The sequence below is a fragment of the Aquabacterium parvum genome (assembly GCF_001447195.1).
Taxonomy (GTDB): domain Bacteria; phylum Pseudomonadota; class Gammaproteobacteria; order Burkholderiales; family Burkholderiaceae_C; genus Aquabacterium; species Aquabacterium parvum.
Genome location: NZ_LFRI01000236.1, coordinates 26,313 through 51,742 on the forward strand (window position 1 = coordinate 26,313; position 25,430 = coordinate 51,742).

The 25,430-nt window shown below is 63.2% G+C and carries 23 protein-coding genes and 1 pseudogene; 18 read left to right on the forward strand and 6 right to left on the reverse strand.

Annotation, left to right across the window (positions count from 1 at the left end; genetic code table 11):
- The first annotated feature begins 7 nt into the window (after window positions 1-7).
- A complete protein-coding gene (locus ABG80_RS08700; protein WP_160322498.1) occupies window positions 8-1,723 on the forward strand; it encodes a ShlB/FhaC/HecB family hemolysin secretion/activation protein in 1,716 nt (571 codons plus the stop codon).
- Between the two features lie 83 nt (window positions 1,724-1,806).
- Here ABG80_RS08700 and ABG80_RS08705 read toward each other — a convergent pair whose 3' ends face one another.
- Window positions 1,807-3,636 (reverse strand): methyl-accepting chemotaxis protein, encoded by a 1,830-nt coding sequence (locus ABG80_RS08705; RefSeq protein WP_083505944.1) that lies wholly within the window; start codon window positions 3,634-3,636, stop codon window positions 1,807-1,809.
- 152 nt (window positions 3,637-3,788) lie between these two features.
- Here ABG80_RS08705 and ABG80_RS08710 point away from each other — a divergent pair, with 152 nt between their 5' ends.
- Window positions 3,789-5,315 carry an MFS transporter gene (locus ABG80_RS08710; protein WP_058087335.1) on the forward strand — a complete coding sequence of 509 codons (1,527 nt, stop codon included), beginning with the start codon at window positions 3,789-3,791 and terminating at the stop codon, window positions 5,313-5,315.
- A 77-nt stretch (window positions 5,316-5,392) separates the two neighbouring features.
- Window positions 5,393-6,406 (forward strand): M48 family metallopeptidase, encoded by a 1,014-nt coding sequence (locus ABG80_RS08715; RefSeq protein ID WP_083505946.1) that lies wholly within the window; start codon window positions 5,393-5,395, stop codon window positions 6,404-6,406.
- Between the two features lie 66 nt (window positions 6,407-6,472).
- On the opposite strand, the gene ABG80_RS08720 is transcribed toward ABG80_RS08715, so the two are convergent.
- Window positions 6,473-7,918, reverse strand: a complete 1,446-nt coding sequence (locus ABG80_RS08720) for an aminotransferase-like domain-containing protein (RefSeq protein WP_058087359.1) — start codon at window positions 7,916-7,918, stop codon at window positions 6,473-6,475.
- A 175-nt stretch (window positions 7,919-8,093) separates the two neighbouring features.
- Here ABG80_RS08720 and ABG80_RS08725 point away from each other — a divergent pair, with 175 nt between their 5' ends.
- Entirely contained in the window at window positions 8,094-8,378 is a 285-nt protein-coding gene (locus ABG80_RS08725) for a DUF2917 domain-containing protein (protein WP_058087336.1), read from the forward strand.
- 78 nt (window positions 8,379-8,456) lie between these two features.
- On the opposite strand, the gene ABG80_RS08730 is transcribed toward ABG80_RS08725, so the two are convergent.
- Both ABG80_RS08730 and ABG80_RS21340 read right to left on the reverse strand, forming a co-directional pair.
- Entirely contained in the window at window positions 8,457-9,092 is a 636-nt protein-coding gene (locus ABG80_RS08730; protein WP_058087337.1) for an MBL fold metallo-hydrolase, read from the reverse strand.
- Window positions 9,093-9,605: 513 nt separating this feature from the next.
- Window positions 9,606-9,855, reverse strand: a pseudogene (locus ABG80_RS21340) (transposase); the annotation flags it as partial.
- A 205-nt stretch (window positions 9,856-10,060) separates the two neighbouring features.
- Here ABG80_RS21340 and ABG80_RS08735 point away from each other — a divergent pair.
- The 4 genes from ABG80_RS08735 (at window position 10,061) to copD (ending at window position 14,454) form a co-directional block, all read left to right on the forward strand.
- Window positions 10,061-11,911: a copper resistance system multicopper oxidase gene (locus ABG80_RS08735; RefSeq protein WP_058087338.1), complete on the forward strand. Its 1,851-nt coding sequence runs from the start codon at window positions 10,061-10,063 to the stop codon at window positions 11,909-11,911.
- A gap of 26 nt (window positions 11,912-11,937) precedes the next feature.
- A complete protein-coding gene (locus ABG80_RS08740) occupies window positions 11,938-12,912 on the forward strand; it encodes a copper resistance protein B (RefSeq protein WP_235513793.1) in 975 nt (324 codons plus the stop codon).
- Between the two features lie 225 nt (window positions 12,913-13,137).
- A complete protein-coding gene (copC, locus tag ABG80_RS08745; protein WP_058087361.1) occupies window positions 13,138-13,527 on the forward strand; it encodes a copper homeostasis periplasmic binding protein CopC in 390 nt (129 codons plus the stop codon).
- Between the two features lie 3 nt (window positions 13,528-13,530).
- Window positions 13,531-14,454 carry a copper homeostasis membrane protein CopD gene (gene copD, locus ABG80_RS08750; RefSeq protein ID WP_058087339.1) on the forward strand — a complete coding sequence of 308 codons (924 nt, stop codon included), beginning with the start codon at window positions 13,531-13,533 and terminating at the stop codon, window positions 14,452-14,454.
- Window positions 14,455-14,517: 63 nt separating this feature from the next.
- On the opposite strand, the gene ABG80_RS08755 is transcribed toward copD, so the two are convergent.
- Entirely contained in the window at window positions 14,518-15,894 is a 1,377-nt protein-coding gene (locus ABG80_RS08755; RefSeq protein WP_058087340.1) for a heavy metal sensor histidine kinase, read from the reverse strand.
- Window positions 15,895-16,578, reverse strand: coding sequence for a heavy metal response regulator transcription factor (locus ABG80_RS08760; protein WP_058087341.1), 684 nt, complete (start codon window positions 16,576-16,578; stop codon window positions 15,895-15,897).
- Between the two features lie 256 nt (window positions 16,579-16,834).
- Here ABG80_RS08760 and ABG80_RS08765 point away from each other — a divergent pair, with 256 nt between their 5' ends.
- The 10 genes from ABG80_RS08765 (at window position 16,835) to ABG80_RS08810 (ending at window position 25,297) form a co-directional block, all read left to right on the forward strand.
- The gene (locus ABG80_RS08765) at window positions 16,835-17,176 is read left to right on the forward strand and encodes a copper-binding protein (RefSeq protein ID WP_058087342.1); all 342 of its coding nucleotides are present in this window, start codon (window positions 16,835-16,837) and stop codon (window positions 17,174-17,176) included.
- A gap of 88 nt (window positions 17,177-17,264) precedes the next feature.
- On the forward strand, window positions 17,265-17,696 hold the full coding sequence (locus tag ABG80_RS08770; protein ID WP_200964289.1) for a hypothetical protein: 432 nt from the start codon (window positions 17,265-17,267) through the stop codon (window positions 17,694-17,696).
- A gap of 26 nt (window positions 17,697-17,722) precedes the next feature.
- A complete protein-coding gene (locus tag ABG80_RS08775) occupies window positions 17,723-18,004 on the forward strand; it encodes a DUF2933 domain-containing protein (protein ID WP_058087344.1) in 282 nt (93 codons plus the stop codon).
- Window positions 18,001-18,639 (forward strand): methyltransferase family protein, encoded by a 639-nt coding sequence (locus ABG80_RS08780; protein WP_058087345.1) that lies wholly within the window; start codon window positions 18,001-18,003, stop codon window positions 18,637-18,639. Before ABG80_RS08775 ends, ABG80_RS08780 begins: the two co-directional genes overlap by 4 nt.
- A gap of 92 nt (window positions 18,640-18,731) precedes the next feature.
- Window positions 18,732-19,040 carry a heavy-metal-associated domain-containing protein gene (locus ABG80_RS08785; RefSeq protein ID WP_083505947.1) on the forward strand — a complete coding sequence of 103 codons (309 nt, stop codon included), beginning with the start codon at window positions 18,732-18,734 and terminating at the stop codon, window positions 19,038-19,040.
- Between the two features lie 103 nt (window positions 19,041-19,143).
- Window positions 19,144-21,528 (forward strand): heavy metal translocating P-type ATPase, encoded by a 2,385-nt coding sequence (locus tag ABG80_RS08790; protein ID WP_268760954.1) that lies wholly within the window; start codon window positions 19,144-19,146, stop codon window positions 21,526-21,528.
- Between the two features lie 7 nt (window positions 21,529-21,535).
- Entirely contained in the window at window positions 21,536-23,329 is a 1,794-nt protein-coding gene (locus tag ABG80_RS08795; RefSeq protein WP_083505945.1) for a DUF3141 domain-containing protein, read from the forward strand.
- 26 nt (window positions 23,330-23,355) lie between these two features.
- Window positions 23,356-23,964 carry a LemA family protein gene (locus ABG80_RS08800; RefSeq protein WP_058087348.1) on the forward strand — a complete coding sequence of 203 codons (609 nt, stop codon included), beginning with the start codon at window positions 23,356-23,358 and terminating at the stop codon, window positions 23,962-23,964.
- The gene (locus ABG80_RS08805) at window positions 23,961-24,797 is read left to right on the forward strand and encodes a TPM domain-containing protein (RefSeq protein ID WP_058087349.1); all 837 of its coding nucleotides are present in this window, start codon (window positions 23,961-23,963) and stop codon (window positions 24,795-24,797) included. The genes ABG80_RS08800 and ABG80_RS08805 overlap by 4 nt, the downstream gene beginning before the upstream one ends.
- Window positions 24,791-25,297: a TPM domain-containing protein gene (locus ABG80_RS08810; protein ID WP_058087350.1), complete on the forward strand. Its 507-nt coding sequence runs from the start codon at window positions 24,791-24,793 to the stop codon at window positions 25,295-25,297. Before ABG80_RS08805 ends, ABG80_RS08810 begins: the two co-directional genes overlap by 7 nt.
- Window positions 25,298-25,430: the final 133 nt, after the last annotated feature.

Here is a 25,430-nt window from a genome sequence, read left to right on the forward strand (position 1 = left end):
CATGACCATGAACCGCCCCCAACCCCTCTTTGCCGCCGCCGTGGCGCCGGTTTCCCTGGCGGTCTGCGCCTTGCTCGCGGGGGCCTTGCTGGCTTCGACCGCACAGGCGCAAACCACGCTGCCATCGGGCTTGACGCCCGGTGCCGCCCAGGCCGCCGAGCGCCAGCAACGCGAGGCCCAGCAGCGCGAAGAGCGCCTGCAGCAGGGCGCGCCGGACGCCTCGGTCCAGGCGCCGGCCACGCCCAAGGCCACGGCCGCCAGCACCGAGCGCAACATCCGCGTCGAGCGCTTCGAGGTCGATGCCTCGCAGATCCTCGGCGCCCAGGAGGTGGACGCCGTGCTGGCGCCGCTGCGCGGCCAGACCGTCAGCCTGGCCGACCTGCAAGCCGCCGTGGCTCGCATCAACGAGCTGTACGACGCGCGCCGCGCACTCACCGCCCGAGCCGTGCTGCCCACGCAGACCATCAAGGATGGTGTGGTGCGCATCCGCCTGGTCGAAGCCAAGACCGGCGAGCTGCGCATCAGCGGCCAGCAGGCGCTGGCAAGCGACTACGTGCGCGACCGCCTGCACCTCAGCCAGGACGCGCTGTTGTCCGTGCCTGCGCTCGAAGAAGACCTGGCCAAGTTCAACCGACTCAACGAAACCCAGTTGCGTGCCAACGTCGTGCCCGGCAAGCGCTTTGGCACCACCGACGTCGAGATCACGGTCAGCGAGCCCAAGCGCCTGCGCGCCGACCTCTTCGCCGACAACGCCGGGCGCGAAACCACGGGCCGTGGCCGCGTGGGCGCGGTGCTGCGCGGCAGCAACTGGCTGGCCGACAGCGACACCGCATCGCTGACCGCCACCACCGCGCGTGGCTCCAACAGCCTGGCGGGCTCGTACTCGCTGCCCATCAACCGCCACGACACCCGGCTTGATCTGTCGGCCAGCTACGGCGACATCCGCATCCTGCGCGGGCCCTTTCAGCCACTGGAGATCACCGGTCGTTCGCAGGACGCGACGGTGGGCGTGAGCCAGCCGCTGGTGACCGAGGCCGAACGCGCGTGGTCCACCTACGCGCGCCTGTCCGACCGCCAGTCGCGCAGCTCGTTCTCGGGCTTCAAGCAGACGCACGAAAAGCACCGCGTGATGACCTTCGGTCTGGCCGGTGACCAGCTCACCGACGGCCACGCCTGGTTCCTGGATCAGCAGCTGGTGGTGGGTTCGACCGACCTGGCGGGTGACGCCAGCTTCATGTACTACCGCGCCCAGGGCAACCGGCTCGACCGCCTGGGCGAGCGCACCCAGCTCATCAGCCGCGCCGCGCTGCAGCTGTCGCAGAACCGCCTGCTGCCTTCGGGCGAGCAGTTCCAGGTAGGCGGTGCCTACACGGTGCGTGGTTACTCGGAAGGCCTGGTCTCGGGCCGCCACGGTTACCAGCTCAGCGTGGAGATCCGCCAGGGCCTGGGCGCCATCGAGTACCTCGAGCGCGAGCCCAACGCGCCGCGCTGGCAGTGGCTGGCTTTCATCGACCACGGTGCGGCCATCGCTTACCGGCCGGGCAACCTCAAGGCTGTTCAGCGCGACGACTTCCTCACCAGCGCCGGCGTGGGCGTGGTGATGGACTGGCGCAACGTCAACGCCCGCCTTGTGCTGGCCGCGCCGCTCAAGCGGCACCATCCGGCCGAGACCGATCGCAGCGATGTGCGCGTGCACGCTTACGTGAACGTGGCGTTGCAGTGAAAAATCCGCGAAGCCCTCACAGGCGTTTGCGGATCTTGTGGACCTGATCGCCTGAATCGCGTCAGGCCATGATCAGCACGTGATCAGAAGGTTTCCCAATCGCCATCGTCGGCGGCGGCCGTCGCGGGCGTGAAGCTCGCGGTGGCGGCAGGGGCTGCGGCTGCAGCGGCCGGGGCGGCAGGCTTGGCCGCCGGCTTGGGCAGGCTGGCACGGGCCACGGGCTTGCTGGCTGGGGCAGGCTTGCTTTCCGATGCGGGCTTGCTGGCGCTCGCTGCAACGGTTGCCGAAGAGGTCAGGGCCTTCGCCTCGCTGACCCCGCTCGAAGACGACAACATGGTCGGTGCCGAATGCAGCGACTTGACCGGCGTCAGCACGGGTTCCGCATGCAGCTTCTGCGTGCCGCCCGCGCCCAGCTTGAAGGCCGAGACGGCGGAAGCCAGTCGCGTGGCCTGCTCTTTCAGGCTCTCTGCTGCGGCGGCGGACTCTTCCACCAGCGCGGCGTTTTGCTGCGTCATCTGGTCGAGCTGGTTGACCGACTGGTTGACGGTGCCGATGCCCTGGCTCTGCTCCGACGACGCGGCGCTGATCTCGCCGATGATGTCCGAGACGCGCTGCACGCTGGTCAGGATCTCGACCATCGACGAGCCAGCGTCCTGCACCAGCTTCGAGCCTGATTCGACCTTCTCGCTCGAAGCGTTGATCAGCGTCTTGATTTCCTTGGCGGCGTTGGCCGAGCGTTGCGCGAGGGTGCGCACTTCGCCAGCCACCACGGCGAAGCCACGGCCCTGTTCACCGGCGCGGGCGGCTTCCACCGCCGCATTCAGCGCCAGGATGTTGGTCTGGAAGGCGATGCCGTCGATCACGGTGATGATGTCGGTGATCTTGCGGCTGGCGTTGTCGATCTCGGCCATGTTCGAGACCACCTGCGAGACGATCTGCTCGCCACGCTGGGCGGCGGTGGCCGCGCCAGATGCCAGCTGATTGGCCTGGCGGGCGGCGTCGGCGCTTTGCAGCACGGTGCCGGTGAGCTCTTCCATCGAGCTGGCGGTTTGCTGCAGGTTCGAGGCGGTGTGCTCGGTGCGCTGGCTCAGGTCCTGGTTGCCCGTGGCGATTTCCGTCGATGCGGTCGAGATCGAATCGGTGGCCTGGCGGATCACGGCGATCGTGTCGCGCAGCTTGTGCGTCATGTCCACCACCGAGCCACGCAGCGAGCCGGTGTCGCCTGCCTGGTGCTGCAGGTTCATGTCCAGGTGGCCATCGGAAATGCGGCTGACCAGGTCGCGCAAGGTCGAAGGCTCGTCGCCCAGGTCCTTCCACACCGAGGACACGATGGCGGCCGAGGCCGCGCCCAGCACGCCCAGCACGATGACGCCGGTCACGATGGTGACCCACAGGTTGGTGTCCACGCCGGCGCGCGCCGAAGCTTGGGCCTCATCGATGGCAGCTTTGGCCGAAGCCTTGTGTTCGTTCAGCAGCTTGTCCAGCGACTGCAGCGAGCTCTGCATTTTGCCGAGCTGGTCGCCAGGGGGCTGCTGGGTCAGCAGCGCACGCGTGGCGCCGATGGCCGAGGACTGGTAGGCCTCGAAGGCATCACCCAGTGTTTTGGCGATCGCGGATTTTTCCGGCAGCTTGCCCATGTCGGCCAGGGCCTTCTTGGCCGTGGCCACCATGGCGTCGGTTTCCTTGAGCTTTTCGGCTTCGCCTTCTGCGGCGGCGGTCTGCAGGGTCAGGCGCAGTTGCTCCACGCTGCGGTCCACCGTCTGCACGTGGGCCATGTGCGGGTTGTCGACCTCGTGGAGGTGCTGGAGGATCCCGGAGGTGCGCTCGCCAACAGCAAAGCTGACGGCCACGCCGACGACGAAGACTGCGGCTGCGCTGATCGGCAGCATCCAGATTTTGGTGCGAAAGTTCATCTTGGCTCCTGCGAGGGAAGAGGGCAGACCGGGCGAACGGCATGCCCTCCACGGTGAGGCTATCGGCATGATGGCCGAGGCTCTGAAGTCAAAAGGCGCAAATAAGTCGTGCTTCCCAGGCCGTTTGTGCGCCTGTTCCTACAATCCGCGCCATGTCTGCACCTTTGCCCGCCGGCCCGGCTCGCTCCGCTGTCGTTCGCAACCCGATGTTCTGGGTGGCGCTGCTGTATTTCTCCGAAGGGCTGCCGCTGGGCGTGTTCTACGACCTGTTCCCGGTGCACATGCGCCAGGCGGGGGTGGGGCCAGCCGAGATCGGGTTGCTCAGCCTGCTGGGGCTGGCCTGGACGGTGAAGTTCCTGTGGGCGCCGCTGGTCGATGCCTGGCGCCACCACCGGCGCTGGATCGCGGCGGCCAACGTGGGCATGGCCGCGGTGCTGCTGACCTTGGCCACCCAGCCCGAGGCCCTGGGGCAGGGCGCCACCTGGCCCTGGGCCCTGCTGGCGGCCTTCACGGTGCTGTCTGCCACCAACGACATCGCCACCGATGGCTACACCATCGAGCTGCTGGCCAAGGGGCAGTACGGCCTGGCCAACGGACTGCGCATCGGTTTTTACCGCGTCGGCATGCTGGCAGCAGGCGGTCTGTTGGTGGTGGCGGGCTGGATGGGCACGCCAGGGCAACCGGCCTGGTCTGCGGCGTATGCGGCCGGCGGGGCGCTGATGGTGCTCAACGCGGCTTTGATTTTGCTGGCGCCGGCGCAGCCACCGCGTGCGCCCGCGCCGAAGGGCGCTGCAGCCGACGAGTGGCGGGTGCTGCGCAGCCAGCCCCAGTGGCTGCTGGCCTTGGGCCTGGTGCTGGCGGGCCTGCTGTGGCCGGTGCTGGGGCCGGTGGGCAAAGCCTTGTCCTGGGCGCCGGTGCAGGCCATCAGCGGCACCTGGTGGTTCAAGGGCGGCATCCCGGTCGGTTTGATGCTGTTGGGCGCCAGCCTGATGGTGCGCGCGGCGCGGGGCCCGCAGGCGGCTCGCCTGGCCGACGGGCCGGTGTTTGGCGCCTGGGTGGCCCTGCTGGCGCGACCGGGCATGCTGGCGGTGCTGGTTTTCATCCTGCTGTTCAAACTGGGTGACGCGGCCATGGGCTTCATGGTCAAGCCCTTCTGGGTGGACGCTGGTTTCACCCCGGCGCAGATCGGCCTGGTCAGCGTCAACGTGGGCCTGGGGCTGTCGATCGCCGGGGGCCTGGCGGGGGGCTGGTACGTCGACCGAGCCGGCATCTTCAAGGGGCTTTGGGTGCTGGGGCTGGCGCAGGCGCTGTCCAACCTGGGGTACGCGGCGGCGGCCTCGGTGGTGCCCCACGCCTTGCCTGGAGCCGAAGTGAGCGCTAACCATCAAATGGTGGTTTACGCCGCCAGCGCGCTGGAGAGCTTCACCGGCGGCCTGGGCACGGGAGCGTTCCTGGCCTTCCTGATGGGCATCACCGACAAGCGCCGCGCCACCACCGAGTACGCCATCCTGTCGTCGATTTTCGCTTTCTCGCGGGCGGTGGCGGGCTGGGCTGGCGGCCTGGGGGTCGAGCAGATGGGCTACTCGGCCTTCTTCCTGCTGACCTTTTTCCTGTCATTCCCGGCCTACGCGCTGCTGCCGGCGGTGCGGCGTATGCTGTTGCGCGACGAGGCGCGTTGACTCCTTCAGGGCCGCCCCCATTTGTGGCCCTGCCCCTTGAGACCCCAGCAACCCGCGCCCAACCGCTGCCAAACACCATGCCCCTGAACGCTGTCGCCCACCCTCGCCGCATCAACGAACCACGCCAAGCGCTGCGGCCACGCGCCCGGGTGGTCGGCCTGTGCGTGGCGCTGGCCGCCAGCCTGCTGATGCCGGTGGCCTCGGCCTGGGCGCGCGAAGGGGTGGACGTGGGTGGGCAGTCGGGTTTTGCACGCCTGGTGCCGGCCGAGCAGATCGAGCAGGCCGCCGCCCAGCAGTACCAGCAAATGGCCGTGCAGGCCCGTCAGCAAAATGCGCTGCTGCCCGACAACCACCCGCAGGTGGTCCGCTTGCGCACCATCGCCAAACGCATCATCCCGCACAGCCTGAGCTGGAACAAACGGGCCAAGCAGTGGCAGTGGCAGGTCATCGCCATCCACTCCAAAGAGCTCAACGCCTTCTGCATGCCGGGCGGCAAGATCGCTTTCTACACGGGCATCCTGGAGCAGCTCAAGCTGACCGATGACGAGGTCGCCATGATCATGGGCCACGAGGTGGCTCACGCCCTGCGCGAGCACGCCCGCGAGCGCATCGGCAAGCAGTCGGCCACGCGCCTGGGCGCCAACGTGATCTCGGGCCTGCTGGGCCTGGGTGGCCTGGGTGATTCTTTGCTGAACATGGGTGGGCAGTTGCTGACCCTGACATTCAGCCGCCAGGACGAGTCCGAAGCCGACCTGGTCGGCATGGAGCTGGCTGCGCGCGCTGGCTACAACCCGCAGGCGGGGGTCACCTTGTGGCAGAAGATGGCCGCGGCCTCCAAGGGCGCGCCGCCTCAGTTCCTGTCCACCCACCCGTCCAGCGGCACCCGCATCCAGGACATCCAGGCCAACCTGCCCAAGGTGATGCCTTTGTTCGAGCGTGCGCCCAAGCCCGAGCAGCGTTGGGACGCCCCAGCCCGCTCAGGGCTGAACACGGCCGATCCGCTGGCATTGGCGTTCTGGGGGCGGGGTGAGGGCGCTTTGGGCCGGAGCCCAGCGTCCATGCCTGTCGGTCACGGCGATCACGGGCACTGAGCCGATCGGGGCGACACCGCGCTCAGGCGCACCGTGTGAACGCAGGCGCTTGATGAGGCGAGGGCCTCAAGGGCTGGTGGCCATCAGTTCCGCAGCCAGCTTGCCCACGCGGGCCAGCGCACGCCGCTCGGCCTCGCCCCACTTGCCCCCCAGCCCCAGGCGCATGCAGCGCTTGAAGCGGTCGCTGGTGCTGAACAGGCTGCCCGGGGCGATGCAGATGTGCTCCTCCAGGCAGGTGTGGAACAGCTCCACGGTGTCGACCTCACCCGGCAGCTCCAGCCACAGGATGAAGCCGCCTGAAGGCGAGGTCATGCGCGTGCCCTTGGGGAAGTGGCGCGAGATGAGCGCACGGGCCTCGTCCATGCGCGCCGCGACCACACCACGAAGCTGGCGGTAGCCGGCCTCGATGCCGGGCTGGGTCAGCAGGTCGGCCAGGGCGCGCTGCAGCATCACGGTCTCGCTGCCCGAGGTGGCCGACTTCATGCGCTGCAGGCGCTCGGTGCGACCTGGCGCGGCGATCCAGCCCAGGCGCAGGCCCGGCGCGATCGTCTTGCTGAACGAGCCGCACAGCATCACCTGACCGCCGGTGTCGAACGACTGCACCGCGCGGCGGCGGTCGTCGTCCTCGCACAGGTCGTTGTAGAGCACGTCCTCGATCAACGGCACCTGGTGGCGCGCCACCATCTGCGCCAGGCGCTTGCGTTCGGCCAGCGGCATGCTGCAACCCAGCGGGTTCGACAGCGTGGGCACGGCCAGGATGGCCTTGACGGGCTGGGTGTCCAGCGCCAACTGCAGGGCGTCGAGCGACAGGCCGGTGCGCGGGTGGGTGGGGATCTCGAGCGCGCGCAGGCCCAGGCTTTCGAGGATTTCCAGGAAGCCGTAGTACGTGGGGGACTCCAGCGCCACCACGTCGCCCGGCTTGGTCACCGTGCGCAGGCACAGCGTGATCGACTCCAGGCAGCTGCTGGTGACGATGACGTCGTCGGCGTTGACGTGACAGCCCATGCGCAGCGCGTGCCGCGCGATGGCCTTGCGCAGCGATTCATCGCCGGGGCCGAAGGGGTACTGGCACAGCGTGGCGCGGTGGCGCTGGGTGGCGCGGCTGACGGCGCGGCGCACCCGGTCCTGGGCGAACAATGCGGCATCGGGGCAGGCGGCGCCAAAGGACACGTAGTCCGGGTGGTGGGCCACGCTCATCATCTTGCTGGCCATGGCGCTGATGCCCACGCTGACCGAGCGCTTCGGGGGGCGCGAGGTGTCGGGCTCGGGCAGCTGCGGCGGGCGCGCGGCGACGAAGTAGCCCGAGCGCGGGCGGGCTTCGATCAGGCGCGCGTCTTCGAGCGTGCGGTAGGCCTGCACGACGGTGGACTGCGAGACCCCGTGCTGATGCGCCAGGTTGCGCACCGAGGGGATGCGCTCGCCGCGCGAAAGTGTGCCGGTGCGGATCTGCCGGGCCATGGCGTCGGCGATGCGCAGGTAGAGGGTGTCGGGCAGGCTCGCGTGGGTGTGCATGAGCCCCATTCTGTATGGAACCCCCACCGTTTGACCAGCACAGATGGTGGCGCACACGACCGGCACAGCCGGGCCGTGGTGCGGCCTGTGTGGGTGGCATTGGTGGCCTGCTGACGCGGCCACGTGGCGCAGTTGCTGCCTAAGGTGAGAGGCCCACCCACCCACGAGGCTCACCATGTTCAACTGGATCAGGGGTTTGGTCCCCGCGCTCGCGCCCGTCACCTCCGTCAACCTCAAGGGGCCGGTGGTGCTGCCCGCAGGACAGGTTCATCGGCTTCGACTGCGTGCCGGTGACGCCCTGCTGGTTCGCCATGGGCAGGTGTGGATGACGCGGCAAGGCGATCCATTGGACCACGTGCTCAGTCCGTCACATGGGCACGTGGCGGCTCGGCCGGAAGAGGTGGTGCTGGAGTCGTTCGTGCGGGACGGCAGCGCTTACGAACGCCAGCCGTTGCCTTGACGCAAGGAACCTGCCTTGGTGGCCCTGCGCGGCGTGGTCGACACGGGCGACGCACCCCTCGTGGGTGCGAGCGCAGGGTCAGCGTTTGAGGAAGGGGTTGAACTGACGCTCTTCGCCGAAGGTGCTTTCCGGCCCGTGACCCGGCGTGAACGTGATGTCGTCGCCCAGCGGCAGCAGGTGCTGCGTGATGGCGCGGATCAGGTCACCATGGTTGCCACCGGGGAAGTCGGTGCGCCCGATGCCGCCGTTGAACAGCACGTCGCCCACGAAGGCGTGGCGCGTGCCGTCGTGGAAGAACACGACGTGGCCGGGCGTGTGGCCGGGGCAGTGCAGCACCTTGAGCGTCTGCTTGCCGATCTCGACCTCGTCGCCATCGTGCAGCCAGCGCGTGGGCGCGAAGGGCTCGGCCTGCGGAAAGCCGAACATCTGGCTTTGCTGGGGCAGGGCGTCGATCCAGAACTGGTCTCCCTCGTGCGGGCCGATGATGGGCAGGGTCAGGGTGCGCGCCAGCGTGCCGGTGCCGCCGGCGTGGTCGATGTGGGCGTGGGTGAGCCACAGGGCCTTGAGCGTCAGGCCGCGTTCTTCGACCGCTTGCAGCAGCTTGCCGATGTCGCCACCCGGGTCGATGAGGGCGGCCTCGTTCGTCTCGTCACACCAGACGAGGGAGCAGTTCTGTTCGAAGGCGGTGACGGGGAGGGTGAGGCGGCGCAGCATGACGCCGATGGTAGTTCTTCTGAACAAAGTCACAAAATTCAAAACAAGGTTTCAAAACTGCGCCATCCGACCCTCTGACAGGGCGAAACATAGTTTCAAAACGCCTTGATTCAAAACACCTTCTGGAAAGGGTAGCACTTGGTGCGCTTCTCGGCCCAGTCAACGCGCCAACAGCCGTAAATCCCGTCCCAGCCGATCGGATGAAATCGTCATTGGATGCAAGCTAACCGACAGTCAGGTGGACGAGTCGACCGGCGCGCCATGACGGCTAAAGGCTGATCTGCGACATTCGCGGGTGGTTCCTGGACGGCAGCGACTGCCAATAGCGAACATTGAGGGCCGGTGGCCTCAACCGACTGCTTTGCAACTAACACCAGTCGCTCGACGGCACTGCAGGCAGCAAGCCGGTTTGAATGGTCGCTCTGCGCAGAGTGACCGGCTCAAACCGACCCGTAGCGTAAGTTGGATCGCCCGCTATGAAATTGCGCTACGCAGGGACAAGCGGTCGGTCTAGCCACCCAGGCCAGTGAAGTAACGGAATAGCGGCATGTCATGCAACGCTTCTTCCATGGCCAGATCGTTCAACGTAAACCACTGCTGCATGAACTGGATGCACAGTTGCTACTCCACCGGAAACGGCGGAAGGCCACGTTTGCCTTCTGGCATGTAGGGAGCGATCAACTCTACCAATTCGGACCATCGAGGAGCTTCGATGCCGCGTGCGTCTCGTCGAAGTTCCCCATCTAACTCTCGCTTGCTTCATGAGCTCAATGAGCTCAGGCAACCACGCAGGTGCCACGGACGTGTTCGGACGATTTATCCAGGCCTTCCGCACCATTACGCGAATGTAATGCGCAGGTCATTCAAGGGAAAGGTCCGCCTCCGTAAGCTATTGCCTACTGCGCCAAGGTGGGTGCCCCAGGTGGCACCCAGGAGCAACACCCAATTGCATCTCCAGGAAACCCGACATGGCACCTCGAAACCCTCTTGTCTTCCCATCTGCCGGCTTGAGCCGTCGCCGCTTTGTCCAGGGGCTGACCGCTGGTGGTGTACTCAGCGGCTTGTCGCTACCGGCGATGAAGGCGCTCGCGCAGGCAGGTCAGCTCAGCCGCGGCACGGCGCCCGTTCTGCGCGGAAATACTTTTGACCTGGTGATCGCGGAGTCGCCAGTTAACTTCACCGGGCAGCCCGGCGTCGCCACGACGATCAACGGGTCCCTGCCTGCTCCGACCCTGCGCTGGCGCGAGGGCGAAGAGGTGACCATCCGGGTGACGAATCGGTTGCGCGAGGCGACCTCCATCCACTGGCATGGCATCATCCTTCCATACCAGATGGACGGTGTGCCCGGTATCAGCTTCCCCGGTATCGCACCCGGGGCGACCTTCACCTACCGTTTCAAGGTTCAGCAAAGCGGCTCCTACTGGTACCACTCGCATTCCGGATTCCAGGAACTGACCGGCATGTACGGTGCCATCATCATCGACCCGGCTGGTCCGCAGACCATCCAGGCCGACCGAGACCATGTCCTGCTCTTCTCGGACTGGACCGACGAGGATCCGATGCGGGTCTTCGCCAAGCTGAAGGCTCAGGGCGACTACTACAACTACAACCAGCCGACCGCCATCGACTTCTTCCGCGATGTGTCCCGCGATGGACTGCAGGTTTCACTCGCCAAGCGCAAGATGTGGAACGAGACGCGCATGAATCCGACCGATCTGGCCGATCTATCTGCGCAGACCCTGACCTATCTTGCCAACGGCGTCACGCCGGCCGGCAATTGGACGGCGTTGTTCAAGGCTGGCGAGCGGGTGCGTCTGCGCATGGTCAACGGCGCGGGCAACACCTTCTATGACGTGCGCATCCCCGGCCTGAAGCTCAAGGTTGTGCATGTCGACGGGGTGGACATTGAGCCCATTACTGTGGACGAATTCCGCTTCGGCCCTGGAGAAACGATCGACGTGATCGTAGAGCCCCGAGACGATGCTTACACGATCTTCGCGCAGGCGATGGACAGGACCGGCTATGCGCGCGCTACGCTGGCTGTGCGCGAGGGCCTGCAGGCACCTGTGCCCGCGCTCGATCCCGTCCAGTGGTTGACCATGGCCGACATGATGGGGAGCATGGACCATGGCTCAGCAGAAGGCGAGAGCATGGAGATGACCGCCATGGCGGGGATGCCCGAAATGACCGGGATGGCCGGAATGGATCACAGCGCCATGCAGGGCATGAACCACGGCGCGATGGCCATGGATCACAGCAAGCACGCGGCGGCCGCCGGCAGTCTGGCGATTCCGTCGACTCTGGCACGCCACGCGCGCACGGAATACGGCGCGAGCACGGACATGCGTGTCGACATGGCGCGCACCAACCTGGACGACCCTGGAATCGGCCTGCGAAACAACGGCCGTCGGGTGCTCACGCTCGCTGACCTGCACACGCCGTCAGGACCGATGGACAGCCGAGGCCCTGGGCGAGAGGTCGAGCTGCACCTGACCGGCAACATGGAGCGCTACACCTGGTCGCTTGACGGGCTCGAGTTCGGCAACTCCACGCCCGTGCACTTCCGCCACAACGAGCGCCTGCGGGTCATTCTGCACAACGACACGATGATGACGCACCCCATGCACCTGCACGGCATGTGGAGCGAGCTGGAGAGCCCTGACGGCAAGTTCCTCGCACGTCGGCACACCTTGCCTGTGCAACCCGCGCAGCGAATCAGCTTCCTTGTGACGGCCGACGCACTCGGACGTTGGGCTTGGCACTGCCACCTGATGTTCCACATGGACGCAGGCATGTTCCGCGAGGTCGTGGTGTCGTGAGTCCCAGCGAGAAAAGGAACCCCAAAATGTTCAAACCAGGATATCTCCCAACGTTGGCCATGCTGGTAGCAACGTTGACCACCGTGAACGCGCATGCCCAGACTGCCGCGTCCGAGGACCACAGCGCGCACCACGGTGCAACCTCGGAGCAGCCAGATACGGCGCCTGCCCCGACTGCGGCAGACCCTCACGCCGGGCATAGCACTACGCAAGGCGATGCGCCCCCGGCCATGGACCACGGCGACATGAAGATGCAGGGCGGCTCGGCGCCGGCGGACGCGCGCGACCCGCATGCCTATTCCAATGGCCTGAAGCTCGGCGAAGGCGATTATGCAGTTCCTGGCGTTCCTCGCCTGATGCTGGCCGACGAGCACCGCTTCGGTTCGCTCCTCGGTGAAACCCTGGAGCGTCAATTCACCCGCAAGGGGGGCGACAGCACGGCCTACAACTTCCAGGGTTGGTACGGTACGACCTACAACCGGCTGGCCTTGAAAGCCGAAGGCGCCATCTCCAACGGTAAGCTTGAGGAGTCTCGCACCGAGCTGCTATGGGGCCGCGCCATCGCCTCGTACTGGGACACCCAGGTTGGGGTGCGGCTGGACAGCGGTGAAGGCCCCAGTCGCCAATGGCTGGCCTTCGGCATGCAGGGGCTGGCGCCCTACTGGTTCGAATTGGACGCTACCGCCTATGTGGGCAATGGCGGAAGGACGGCCTTGAGGCTCGAAGCGAGCTATGAGTTGCTAATCTCGCAACGACTGATCCTGGTGCCGAAGGTCGAGACGCAGTTCTACGGCAAGGACGATCCCGAGCGGCGCATCGGCAGCGGCCTAGCCGAGGCATCGGCCGGGCTGAGGTTGCGCTACGAGATCAGCCGCCAATTCGCGCCCTACATCGGCATCGAGCGTGCGGGCTCGTTCGGGAAGACGGCCGACTACGTCAGCGCCGAAGGCGGACGAGCAAAGCAAACACGCTTCGTGGCTGGCCTGCGGTTCTGGTTCTGACAGCGCCTCTGGCGCACCCATCCACTTGCCCCTAACCAAACTGGGAATCATGATGAAAACTCACCGTGACACCTCAGCCAGCAATTTGCTGCCTGACCGAGCGGCATGCCAATCATGATTTGGTGGATATCTCCCCCCTCGGTTTCCGATGTTGAAGAATTCGAAGGACCTTCAAGTCCCACGTTCTGCTTTTCCCTCCATCACTCCCACTGCATGGGATTATTCATGACGCTCTCAAACCTCTTCTCCAAAGCGACCCTCGCTGTCGCCTCCGCCTTGTTCGCTACAACGGCAGCATTTGCCCATCCGGCACTGTTGTCCAGCTCACCGGCGGACAAGTCCCAGGGCCCGGCTCCCGCGAAAATCGAATTGAAGTTTTCCGAAACGCTGACCACGCAATTCTCGGGCGCGAATCTCATCATGACCGGCATGCCGGGGATGCCGAACCACGGCGCGATGAAGATCAACGCCAGCGTCGCTGGTGCCAGCGATGGCAAGACGATGATCATCACTCCCGCCAGCCCCTTGGTCGCCGGCGACTACCGCGTGGAATGGCGGGCCGTCTCTTCGGACACCCACCCAGTCAAGGGAAGCTTTACCTTCCAGGTGAAGTGAGCCATGACGGACGATTGGCTCAACATTGCGCTGCGCTTCGCGGTGTACATGGATCTGGGCGCGACCTTTGGTGTCTCCCTGTTCGGTGTGTACGCACTTCGTCTGGACAGTCGTTCGTCCCTCGTCGCGCAGCGCTTCGCCCGCGCAGCTTTTGCCGGTGCGCTCGTGGGCATCGCGTTATCGCTCGGCGCCATGGCAGTGCTCGCCAAGGCCATGTCCGGCGCTGCCACTTATGGAGAGCTGAACAGCAACGTCTTCGAGATGATCATTTCGGAGACGGCTGTGGGCATTGCCTGGTCGGTTCGTCTGCTGGCCCTTGTTGCATGCGTCGGTCTCGCCGTGTCGAAGCTGCGCACAGTGCACCGGCTGATTGGCTCGACCGCCTTGAGCGCTCTGGCACTCGCAACGTTGGCTTGGTCCGGACACGGCGCGATGAGTGAAGGGGCTCAGGGCTATCTGCACCTGGGGTCTGACATCGCCCATTTGTTGGCGGCCGGCGCCTGGATCGGGGCACTTTTTGCCTTCGTCATGCTGGCGATGCATCGGGCTGCAACGACAAACGAATCGGTCGAGATTCTGAGCCGGCTGTCAAATGGCTTTGCGCAGCTTGGCACCGTGATCGTGTCGACGCTGGTCGTGACGGGCATCGTCAACTATCTGCTGATCGTGGGTGCGTCAGTCAAGCCGATTTTCACGACGCTCTATGGCGGCCTGCTCGCACTGAAGATCGCATTGTTCATCGGCATGCTCGGATTGGCAGCTGCCAACCGCTTCCAGTTGAGCCCGCGACTCGAAGTGGCGCTGAGCATAGGAGATCATGCGCAAGCGGCCGTACTGTTGCGTCGCAGCCTGGTCATTGAGGCATGCATGGTGGTCCTTGTTATCGCATGTGTTGCATGGCTAGGCGTTCTTTCTCCAACCCAATGACGGTCGCATCGCGATTACGTGAACCCCAACCTGCCGACCAAAGCCACTGAGGTCTGACGCCTGTCAGTGTGGAAATGACAAGGTGAATTGCGTTTTACCGCCTCCTGATCGGGCCGAGGCATTGCCACCATGGGCTTCAACGATGGCCTTTGTAATCGACAGGCCAAGCCCAGTTCCATCAGAGTCAGGATGCGATCTTGCAGGATCTGCGCGATAGAAGCGGTCAAACAACCTTGGCAACACAAGAGGATCAATATCTTGGCCCGTGTTCTCAACTGTGATCTCGGTGGTTTTCGCTGACGCAACAATGGCAATTTGAACGACACCCTCTTTCGGCGTATGGCGGAGTGCGTTCGACAGCAGGTTGCTCACGGCGCGACGAAACATCAACCGGTCACCGTAAATCTGTCCATCGCCGTGAGTGCTCAAGCAGATGCGTTTGTCATCGGCAACAGCGTCATAGAACTCCAACAGTGCCTGTACTTCACGTGCCGCCGAGAAACGCTCCTTGTTGGGCAGGTCAACGCCTCGCTCGGTCTTGGCCAGGAACAACATGTCCGATACCATGCGAGCCAGGCGCTGCAACTCTTCGGCGTTGGATGCGAGGACGTCGCGGTAGGTAGGTGCATCCCGGTCGGCGGAGAGCGTCACCTGCGTCTGTGTGAGCAAGTTGCTGATGGGGGTGCGCAGTTCATGGGCCAGGTCCGATGAGAACTCTGACAGGCGCAGGAAGTCCTCCTGAAGCCTGCCTAACATCTGGTTCAACTCGCGTGCCAGGTCAGCCATCTCAATCGGTACGGCCTCAACAGGCATGCGCCTTTCCAGTTGTTGGCCCGTCACCCCAGCCGCTCGTGTCTTCATGTCGCGAAGCGGGGCCATGCCTTGATGCGCAGCGATCCAACCCAGAACACCACTGATGAGCGTTGCAATGACGGCGTAGATCACCAGTTTGCCTTGCAACTCGGTCAGAAACTTCTGATGGTGTGCTGTCTCAATCGCAACCGTGACATCTAATCGTTTGACCTGATCGTACCCGGGTGATGATTGAGAGTGGACTGCGTGAAAGTCACCTTCCCCGTGTTCCCTGGTGGGCTGCGCGTGGTCGCCTTGAATGCTGTCTGCGCTGAAGTCCTTGGCTAGATCGCCGACACCATTGGTTTGGAAGATCACGTCACCACCTGGTACCTTGACCAGCACATAGAGTCCATGATGATGATTCAGTGCCTCACTCAGCCGGGAGCGCGCGTCTCCAAGTGAATTGGACTTGGTCAAAATTTCGTCGATCAAGTGCTGCTTGTCTTCCAAGGTCGTACGGTCAAGCTCCTGGAAATGCTGATCCGTTGCCAGCAAGAGCAAGTAACCCAAACCGAGCACAACGGTGGCCGCCACGATCGTGAAAAACACAGTCAGGCGGCTGGTCAACGAAAGATGGCGCAGCACTTACTGATCCTCCGGCGCTTCCAGCACATAGCCCATGCCACGGACCGTCTGAATCAGCTTGGTATCGTGCCCCTCGTCGATCTTCACGCGCAGACGCCGCATGGCCACCTCGATCACATTGGTGTCGCTATCGAAATTCATGTCCCACACCTGCGACGCGATCAGCGAGCGAGGGAGGACTTCGCCCTGACGTCGCATCAGGAGTTCGAGGAGCCCGAATTCCTTGGCCGTCAGGTCGATGCGCTTGCCCGCGCGCGAGACACGCCGACGCAGCAAATCCAAATCCAGGTCAGCCACCTTCAGTCTTGTGGGCTCGTTCCCGCTGCGACCTCGCCGCAAGATGATGCGCACGCGTGCCAACAGCTCGGCAAATGAGAAGGGCTTGACCAGGTAGTCCTCGGCGCCCAACTCCAGGCCCTTCACGCGGTCCTCCACCTGATCGCGCGCGGTCAGGAACATGACCGACGTCTGCAGACCCCGTTCGCGCATGGCCTGCAATACCTGCCAACCGTTCAGGCCCGGAAGCATCACATCCAGAATCACCAAGTCAAACTCGCTGTGCTCCATCAAATGCAAGCCATCCGTCCCGTTCTGGGCGAGATCAACAAAAAACCCGGCTTCACGCAAGCCTTGGCGCAGGTACTCACCGGTTTTGGGCTCGTCTTCGACGATCAAGATGCGCATGTTCGTTCTTCTCTCTCTGGTGTGAGGATAGTGTGACAAGCTTTAGTGCCGCTGACATGTAGATAACAAACATGTAATTTGGTAGATGGCTTTTTGTCAGGAATAACTCTTCAGAATGAGTCCTAGAGTTCACGGCGTCGCAGACCAGGAGTGCATGTCGAGTCCATCACACCAGAAGGGTGCTCTTTGGCTTGTTGACATGCCCTGACGCGACAGCATCGACACATACAGCTACTCGTATTCATCAGAGGAAACCATGAACAAAATCAACCAACTGCTGACCATTTCTGCGTTGGCCCTGAGTGTGGTCATACCTGTGAGCAGCTTTGCTCAAACAGCCATGGATCACAGCAAGATGGGCATGTCGCATCCGGCCGCCATGACCGACGGAGAAATTAAGAAACTGGACGTCGCCAACGGCAAGATCACGATCAAACATGGCGACATCTTGCACATGGACATGCCAGGCATGACCATGGTGTTCACGGTGAAGGACAAGAGCTTGCTGTCCCAAGTCAAGCCGGGAGACAAGGTCAAGTTCATGGTAGTGAACGAGGGCGGAAAGCTGGTGGTCACCGATATCCAGCCTGCCCAATAAAAAACGCTGACCCTGCGTGCTGTAGCCGCCATGTCTCCTGGAGCCAGGACGGGCATCGGCTGATTTCAAACCCTGACAGGAGAAAACCATTACCAACATTCGCAAGACTCTGATTGCACTCTGTGCCGCGACGGCATCGATGGGGGCCTTCGCACAGGCTGCCGAGGAACATCAAGCCCACCATCCAGCGGGCGCAGCTTCGGCGGCAGGGCCTGTCAAAAAAGCGCCAGTGAAAGCCATGGGGGCGGACAAGATGGCGGCGATGGACCAGCACATGAAGTCGATGCAAGCCATGCACGAAAAGATGATGGCTGCCCCCACCCCTGAAGCGCGTCAGGCCCTGATGGCTGAGCACATGAAGACGATGCAGGAAGGCATGACCATGATGAAACAGATGGGAGGCAAGGGCATGAAGGGTGACATGGCCAGCCGTCAGCAAATGATGGAAAAACGCATGGACATGATGGAGTCCATGATGCAGATGATGATGGATCGTATGCCCCCGGCTCCAGCCAACTGATTCGCATCAATTGATCGGAGAATCGCATGAACCACCAACACAAGGGCCATGATTCGCCCCCGAACTTCTGGACGACACGCTATGCCATCGGTTTGGTGGTGATTGGTGGCGTCACAGCCTACTTTCTGCTGGCGGAGCATTTGGCCCATGTGGTGGGCGCTTTGCCATATCTGCTTCTTTTGGCCTGTCCGCTGATGCACGTCTTCATGCATGGCGGGCATGGTCATCAGAATCAGCACCCGGGCCAGCCGGACAAACCGAGCAGCGCGAAGTCACGCAAGCCAGGAGAGCCAGGAGAGCCATCATGAATCATGCTGATCCTGCGTATGGCCTGTGGTCTCTGGTCATCTTCAATTCGGCGATCTTCATCATGTTCGCCTTCAGCTTCTTCAAGCCTGCGACAACGCGGGATTGGCGTTCATTCAGTGCCTTTTCCGCGTTCATCGTTGCCTTGTTTGTGGAGATGTATGGTTTCCCTCTGACGATTTACCTGTTGTCAGGATGGCTCCAGACTCGATTCCCTGGTCTTGACCTTCTCTCCCACAACTCCGGCCATTTATGGTCCACGCTCCTGGGCGAGAAGGGGGATCCGCATTTCGGCATCCTTCACATCGGTAGCTACATTTTTCTGGGCTATGGCTTCTATTTGTTATCCAAGTCCTGGAATGTGCTGTACCACGCACAGCGCCGCCACGGGTTGGCCACATCTGGGCCCTATGCACGCATTCGGCACCCACAGTACGTCGCCTTCGTGATGATCCTACTTGGCTTTTTGTTGCAGTGGCCCACCTTGCTGACGCTGATCATGTTCCCGATTTTGCTGGCCATGTATGGGCGTCTTGCCATCACAGAAGAGGCCGAGATGCGTGCAAGTTTTGGCGATGAGTTCGAACGCTATGCGCAGAAGACACCCAGGTTCATTCCTCGACTGAAGTTGAAATGACCGATTGGCGGGTGTGCCCCTCATGAAGGGGGCAAAACGTACGTTTGTCTGGTAGCCGCCAGCCAGATGATCTTGGCTGAATGGAGCAGAGCATGGAACAGATCGAACTGAAGGTGACGGGCATGACCTGCGGCGCGTGTGTCTCGCGTGTCAGCAAGGCCGCGTTGGGCGTGGCAGGGGTGCACAGCGCCGAGGTGGAGCTTGAAAGCGGCTTGGTGCGCGCCAGCGTCGATGCGGCTGACACGGTGCAGCCAGTGCTGTTGCAAGCCCTCGCGGCGGCAGGTTACCCAGCGGAGTCAGTTGCGTTGGCCTTGGACGGGCTGCGCAGTGAACCCGAAAACGCCGCAACCAGTTGTGGCAGTGGCGCTCGCACAGGTCGAGGGTGCTGCTGCGGACACTGAGTTCCGTCAGTTTGACAGGCTTACCCGCGGACGATGGTGACGGCAACGGGCCGACAAGCCGACCATGGCGCACCTGTTTGGGCGCCAATGCAGAAGAATGAATATGGAAAACGAGACCATGCACGAACACGCCCACCATAACCACCATCACGCAGGTTCTGACGGTGATGATCACCCGCCTGAAGGGGCGGAGGTCGCGCCGTCACTGAAGGATCCTGTCTGCGGCATGGCAGTGACCGAGCAGTCTGCTCACACGCTCGTCCACGAAGGACGACCCTACTATTTCTGCAGCGCTGGCTGCCAGAGTAAGTTCGCGACCAATCCGCTGCGCTATGTGCAGTCGCCCGATGCTGCGCCGGCGTCCACTGCGCCTGCGCCGTCGACGCCCGCGGCGATCTACACCTGCCCGATGCACCCCGAGATCAGGCAGGACCATCCAGGCAGCTGTCCCAAGTGCGGTATGACACTGGAGCCACTGATCCCTGAGCTGGAGGAGGACGAGAACCCCGAGCTGAGCGACTTTCGCCGCCGATTCTGGTGGACGCTGCCGCTCACAGTGGTGGTGACGATCCTTGCGATGGCCGGCCATCGGCTCAACTGGTTCGATATGGCAGTGCAGAGCTGGATTGAGTTGGTGTTGTCGCTGCCGATCGTGCTGTGGGCTGGCTGGCCTTTCTTCTCGCGGGGCTGGCAGTCGGTTGTTAACCGCAGCCCCAACATGTGGACCCTGATCGGCCTGGGCACCGGCGCCGCCTTTGTCTACAGCGTGGTCGCCACCGTGGCTCCACAGGTCTTTCCGGACTCGTTCATCTCCATGGGTCGGGTCGCGGTCTACTTCGAAGCGGCCGCCGTCATCATCTCGCTGACCTTGTTGGGGCAGGTGCTGGAACTGAAGGCCCGCTCGCAGACCTCGGCTGCGATCAAGTCGCTGCTGGGTCTGGCGCCCAAGACGGCGCGTCGCATCCGTCCCGACGGCACTGAGGAGGATGTGCCGCTGACCCATGTGCATGTGGGGGACCTGCTGCGCATCCGTCCCGGCGAGAAGGTGCCGGTGGATGGCACGGTGACAGAGGGCAGCAGCGCAGTGGACGAGTCCATGCTAACTGGCGAGCCGGTGCCGGTGACCAAGCGAGTGGGCGACAGTGTCATCGGCGCGACGCTGAACACGAATGGCGCGCTGGTGATGCGATCAGAGAAAGTCGGCTCGGCCACCATGCTGTCGCAGATCGTACAGATGGTGGCGCAGGCGCAGCGTTCCAAGGCACCGATGCAGCGCATGGCCGATCTGGTCGCTGGCTACTTTGTGGTGGCCGTGGTTGCGATCGCACTGCTGACATTCTTTGTCTGGGGCTTTCTCGGTCCACAGCCTAGCTGGGTCTATGCACTGATCAACGCTGTGGCGGTTTTGATCATCGCCTGCCCTTGCGCGCTGGGGCTGGCCACACCGATGTCGATCATGGTGGCCACCGGTCGCGGGGCCACACATGGCGTGCTGTTCCGCGACGCTGCTGCGATCGAGAACCTGCGCAAGATTGACACGCTGATCATCGACAAGACCGGCACGCTAACCGAAGGGCGACCGGCGTTCGACCGTGCGGTGGCCGCAGCGGGGTTCGACGAGGCCGAGGTGCTGCGCCTGGCGGCCAGCCTGGACCAAGGCAGCGAGCATCCGCTGGCCGACGCCATCGTGCGCGCGGCACGCGAGCGCGGCCTGTCCCTGGGCAAGCCGGAGAACTTCGAGTCGGGCTCGGGGATCGGTGTGCGGGGCCACGTAGGTGCCCGCGAACTGGCGCTGGGCAACACGGCGTTGATGGACCAGCTCGGTGTGTCCGTTCAGGCTCTGGTTCCGCAGGCGGAGGCGCTGCGCTCGGAGGGCGCGAGCGTGATGCACCTGGCGGTCGACGGTCAGCTGGCGGGCTTGCTGGCAGTCTCCGATCCGGTCAAGGCGAGCACACCTGAGGCGCTCGCCACGCTGAAGGCGGCCGGACTGCGCATCGTGATGGCGACCGGGGATGGTCTGACCACGGCGCGCTCGGTCGGCGCACGGCTGGGCATTGACGAGGTGCATGGCGAGGTCAAGCCGGCAGACAAGCTAGAGCTGGTGGCTCGTTTACAGAAGGAAGGCCGAGTCGTGGCGATGGCCGGTGATGGCATCAACGATGCACCGGCGCTGGCCAAAGCCGACGTTGGGATTGCCATGGGCACTGGTACGGACGTGGCGATGAACAGCGCCCAGGTCACGCTGGTCAAGGGGGATCTGCGCGGCATCGCGGTCGCCCGCTCCCTGTCGGAGGACACCGTAGGCAACATGAAGCAAAACCTGATGTTTGCCTTCCTCTACAACGCCTTGGGCATTCCGATTGCGGCCGGTGTGCTGTACCCGCTGACAGGCTGGCTGCTGTCGCCGCTGATTGCTGCGCTGGCGATGAGCTTCAGTTCGGCTTCGGTGATCGGCAATGCCCTTCGCTTGCGTTCGTCAAAAGTGTGAGCTCCTCATGAAGACTATATTGAAACCTCGCAAGCTCCCAGCAACAGCGGGCACCTTGGTCGCCAGTGGTAAGGGACTGGTGGTTGGTGAAGATAGTGCCAAGGCCAGCGCCGCCAGTGAACCTGAAATTCAAATTACAGGCGGTCATCAAAGCGTGACTGAGCAGTTGTTTCGCTACCAAGTCGATGTGGTTCAGCGCTCGATCTTGTTCATGGATGTGTTGCGCCAGCGTGCCGACAACATGCTCTCCCACGAAGCGGCAGGGATGCCACCCTTGCTGGACTTCGCGCATGAGGTGGTGCTGGATGCAAGGCAGTTCGCTGTGCCGGTGAACTACGCCCTGTTGCGCATCCTGCCCGCCAAAGAAGATGGGCCGACTAAGGTTTCCCCCGACCACAGGCCTATCCTCGTAGTGGACCCGCGTGCCGGTCACGGCCCAGGCATCGGGGGATTCAAGCGCGACTCTGAAGTGGGCATGGCCTTGGCCGATGGCCGGGCGGTCTATTTCGTGGTGTTCTTCCCCGAACCTCGTCCTGAGCAGACGCTGGCCGACGTCCACCACACCTTGCGCCGCTTCGTAGCGAAGGTGTGCGAGTTGCATGACGGTGTGGCGCCGGTTCTGTACGGCAACTGCCAGGGCGGCTGGGCGGTAGCCTTGCTGGCCGCTGACTGCGAAGGTACAGCCGGCCCGGTGGTGATGAACGGCTCGCCGCTGTCGTATTGGGCGGGAGCCTCGGATGTGAACCCCATGCGGCTGGCTGGCGCCTTTTTGGGAGGCGCCTGGTTGTCCCACTTCACGTCGGACCTGGGCAACGGCCTGTTTGACGGCGCCTGGCTGGTTCAGAATTTTGAGAGTTTGAACCCGGCGCACTCGTATTTCACCAAGAACTATCAGTTGTTCTCTCAGGTTGACACCGAGCGTGAGCGCTTCCTGGATTTCGAGCGCTGGTGGAGCGGCTACTACTTCTTGAGCCGTGAAGAGATCAAGACCATCGTGGAGAATTTGTTCATCGGGAACCAACTTGAACAAGGCCTGATGCGCATCTGCGAGCACTGTGTAGCCGACCTGCGCCGCATCCGTCAGCCGGTGGTGATCTTCGCCTCCAGCGCCGACAACATCACCCCGCCGCATCAGGCGCTGAACTGGATTCCCGCTGTCTACCCCACCACCCAGGCGCTTAAGGACGCCGGTCAGCGCATCGTGTACCTGATCAACGGGCATGTGGGGCATCTGGGCATCTTTGTCTCGGCCAGCGTCGCGCGTCATGAGCACCACGCCATCTTGCAGGAGTTGAAACACATCGAAACCCTTCCACCCGGGCTCTACCAGATGGTCATTGATTCTGCTGATGAGGCAGAGGGATCTCTTGGCGCCGCACGCGTGCACTATGAGGAGAGGCAAGTGGAGGACGTGCACTACGCCTACCCCAGGCAGGCTTTCGAGAAGGTACGCCAGGTTTCGCAAATGAACGAGTCTGTGTATGCCAGTTGGGTCAGCCCGTGGGTGCGTGCCGTGGCCAACCCCTGGGGTGCTGCACTCCAAAAGTGGATGCATCCAATGCGCGTTCAGCGCTATGCCTTTGCGACGGCGCTCAATCCTTTGGCCGCCTCGCTGACACCTTGGGCGGCCTGGGCCAATGACAACAGGCAGCCTGTTGATCCCGGCAATGTTTTTTTGAAAACCCAGGCACAAGCGGCCAAGAGCCTGGCCGACGTCATGGACAACGGCCGACACCTGCGCGATGCCATGGGCGAGACCCTGTTCCAGATGTACTTCTGCCAAGAAGTTCAAGACCTTTAAATCACCATCCAATCTGGAGGAGTGACATGCGCAAGCTGATCGCCATCACGACGTCCGCAGCAGCCCTGAGCCTGAGCGGTTGCGGCTACAACACCTTCCAAACGACCGACGAGCAGATAAAGGCAAGCTGGTCAGAGGTGGTGAACCAGTATCAGCGGCGGGCCGATCTGGTCCCCAACCTGGTCAACACAGTCAAAGGTGAGGCCAACTTCGAGCAAGGCACGCTGACCAAAGTGGTGGAGGCGCGCGCCAAGGCCACGTCCATCCAAGCCACGCCTGAGTTGGTCAACGATCCCCAGGCCTTCCAGAAATTCCAGCAGGCTCAAGGTGAATTGTCTGGCGCGCTGTCTCGTTTGCTGGTGGTGACGGAGAACTACCCGACGTTGCGTGCGAACCAGGGCTTTCGGGACCTGCAGGCTCAGCTGGAAGGCACGGAAAACCGCATCACCGTTGCGCGCAATCGCTACATCAAGTCAGTCCAGGACTACAACGTGACGGTGCGCTCCTTTCCCTCAAACCTCACGGCCATGGTCATGGGCTATAAGGAAAAGCCCAACTTCGCCGTGGAGAACGAAAAGGAAATCGCCAAACCCCCCACTGTGGACTTCGGCGCTGCGGCCGGGGCATCGAAGTGACATCGACCATCGCACGAGTGCTGCTGTTCACCATCGCTATCTGGTGGACGGCACTGGCCGGTGCGCAAGTGCCCGTGCCGCGCTTGAGCGGGCGCGTGGTTGATCAAACCAGCACGCTGAGCGCCGAACAACAAGCCAGCCTCACTCAAGCGCTGGAAGCCTTTGAGACCCGAAAGGGCTCTCAATTGGCCGTGCTGATCGTGCCCACGACTACTCCTGAACCCATTGAGCAGTTCGCTCTGCGCGTGGCCGAGCAGTGGAAGATCGGGCGCAAGAAGGTAGACGATGGCGCCATTTTGGTCGTGGCCAAAGACGACCGCACCTTGCGCATCGAGGTTGGCTATGGCCTGGAGGGGGCGCTCAATGACGCGACGTCCAAGCGCATCATCAGCGAGGTCATCGTGCCCCGCTTCAAGCAACAGGATTTTGCGGGTGGCATCGCGGCGGGGATTGATCAGATCATCCGCGTGGTTGATGGTGAACCTCTGCCTGCCCTGCAGGAGCGGCCCAAACCGGGGGGCAACGACGTGCAGCAATTTGCGCCAGTGGCGATCATTTTGGTACTTGGCTTGGGCAGCATTTTGCGAGCGTTGATGGGGCGTTTGCCTGGTGCGGTGGTCACGGGCGGAGTGGTGGCAGGGGTGACCTGGTTCATGGCGGGCGCACTGTCGCTGGCCTTGGCTGCTGGGCTGATGGCGCTTGTGTTCACGCTCGCTGGGGGCGTGGGCTTGTTGGCTGCCATGGGCGGCCGAGGCCACCGTGGCCACGGCGGCGGTGGTTTTGGAGGTGGCGGCGGTGGTTTTGGCGGCGGCGGCGCGTCCGGGAGATGGTGATGAACAAATTCGCCAGGATCTTGTCGCACTTGACGAACACACGCGGTTGCGTCCGCCGTGCCTTTCCGCCCAAGTCCATGAAAGCCATTGAGCAAGCCATCAAGGCGGCCGAAGTCGGTCATGCAGGCGAAATTCGCTTTGTGGTGGAAGGCGCGCTGGATGGCTGGCCTTTGCTGAAAGGCCAGTCCGCGCGTGAGCGGGCTATCGAGGTCTTCTCTCTCCTGGGCATCTGGGACACCAAGCACAACAGCGGTGTACTGATTTACCTGTTGCTGGCTGATCGGCGCGTCGAAATTGTTGCAGATCGGGGCATCCATGCCCGGGTCGGACCGGGCGGATGGGAGGCCCTGTGCCGTGACATGGAGGCTTCGTTTCGCAGTGCCCAATACGAACAAGGTGCCATCAAGTGCATTGACGCAGTGGCGCAGCATCTCTCTCGGCATTTTCCTTCGCGAGGGTCCGCCCATAACGAGCTACCAGACACCCCGCTGGTTTTGTGAGCCGTGCTCAGCGATCGAAATACAAATCGTGAAACGGCAAGACGGCTAAACCTATGCGCCGTCCTGTTGATAGATGGTTTGTTGGTTAGTTTCGATGAAGACAACGGGCCCAGCATTGCAGAAATGTAATGTG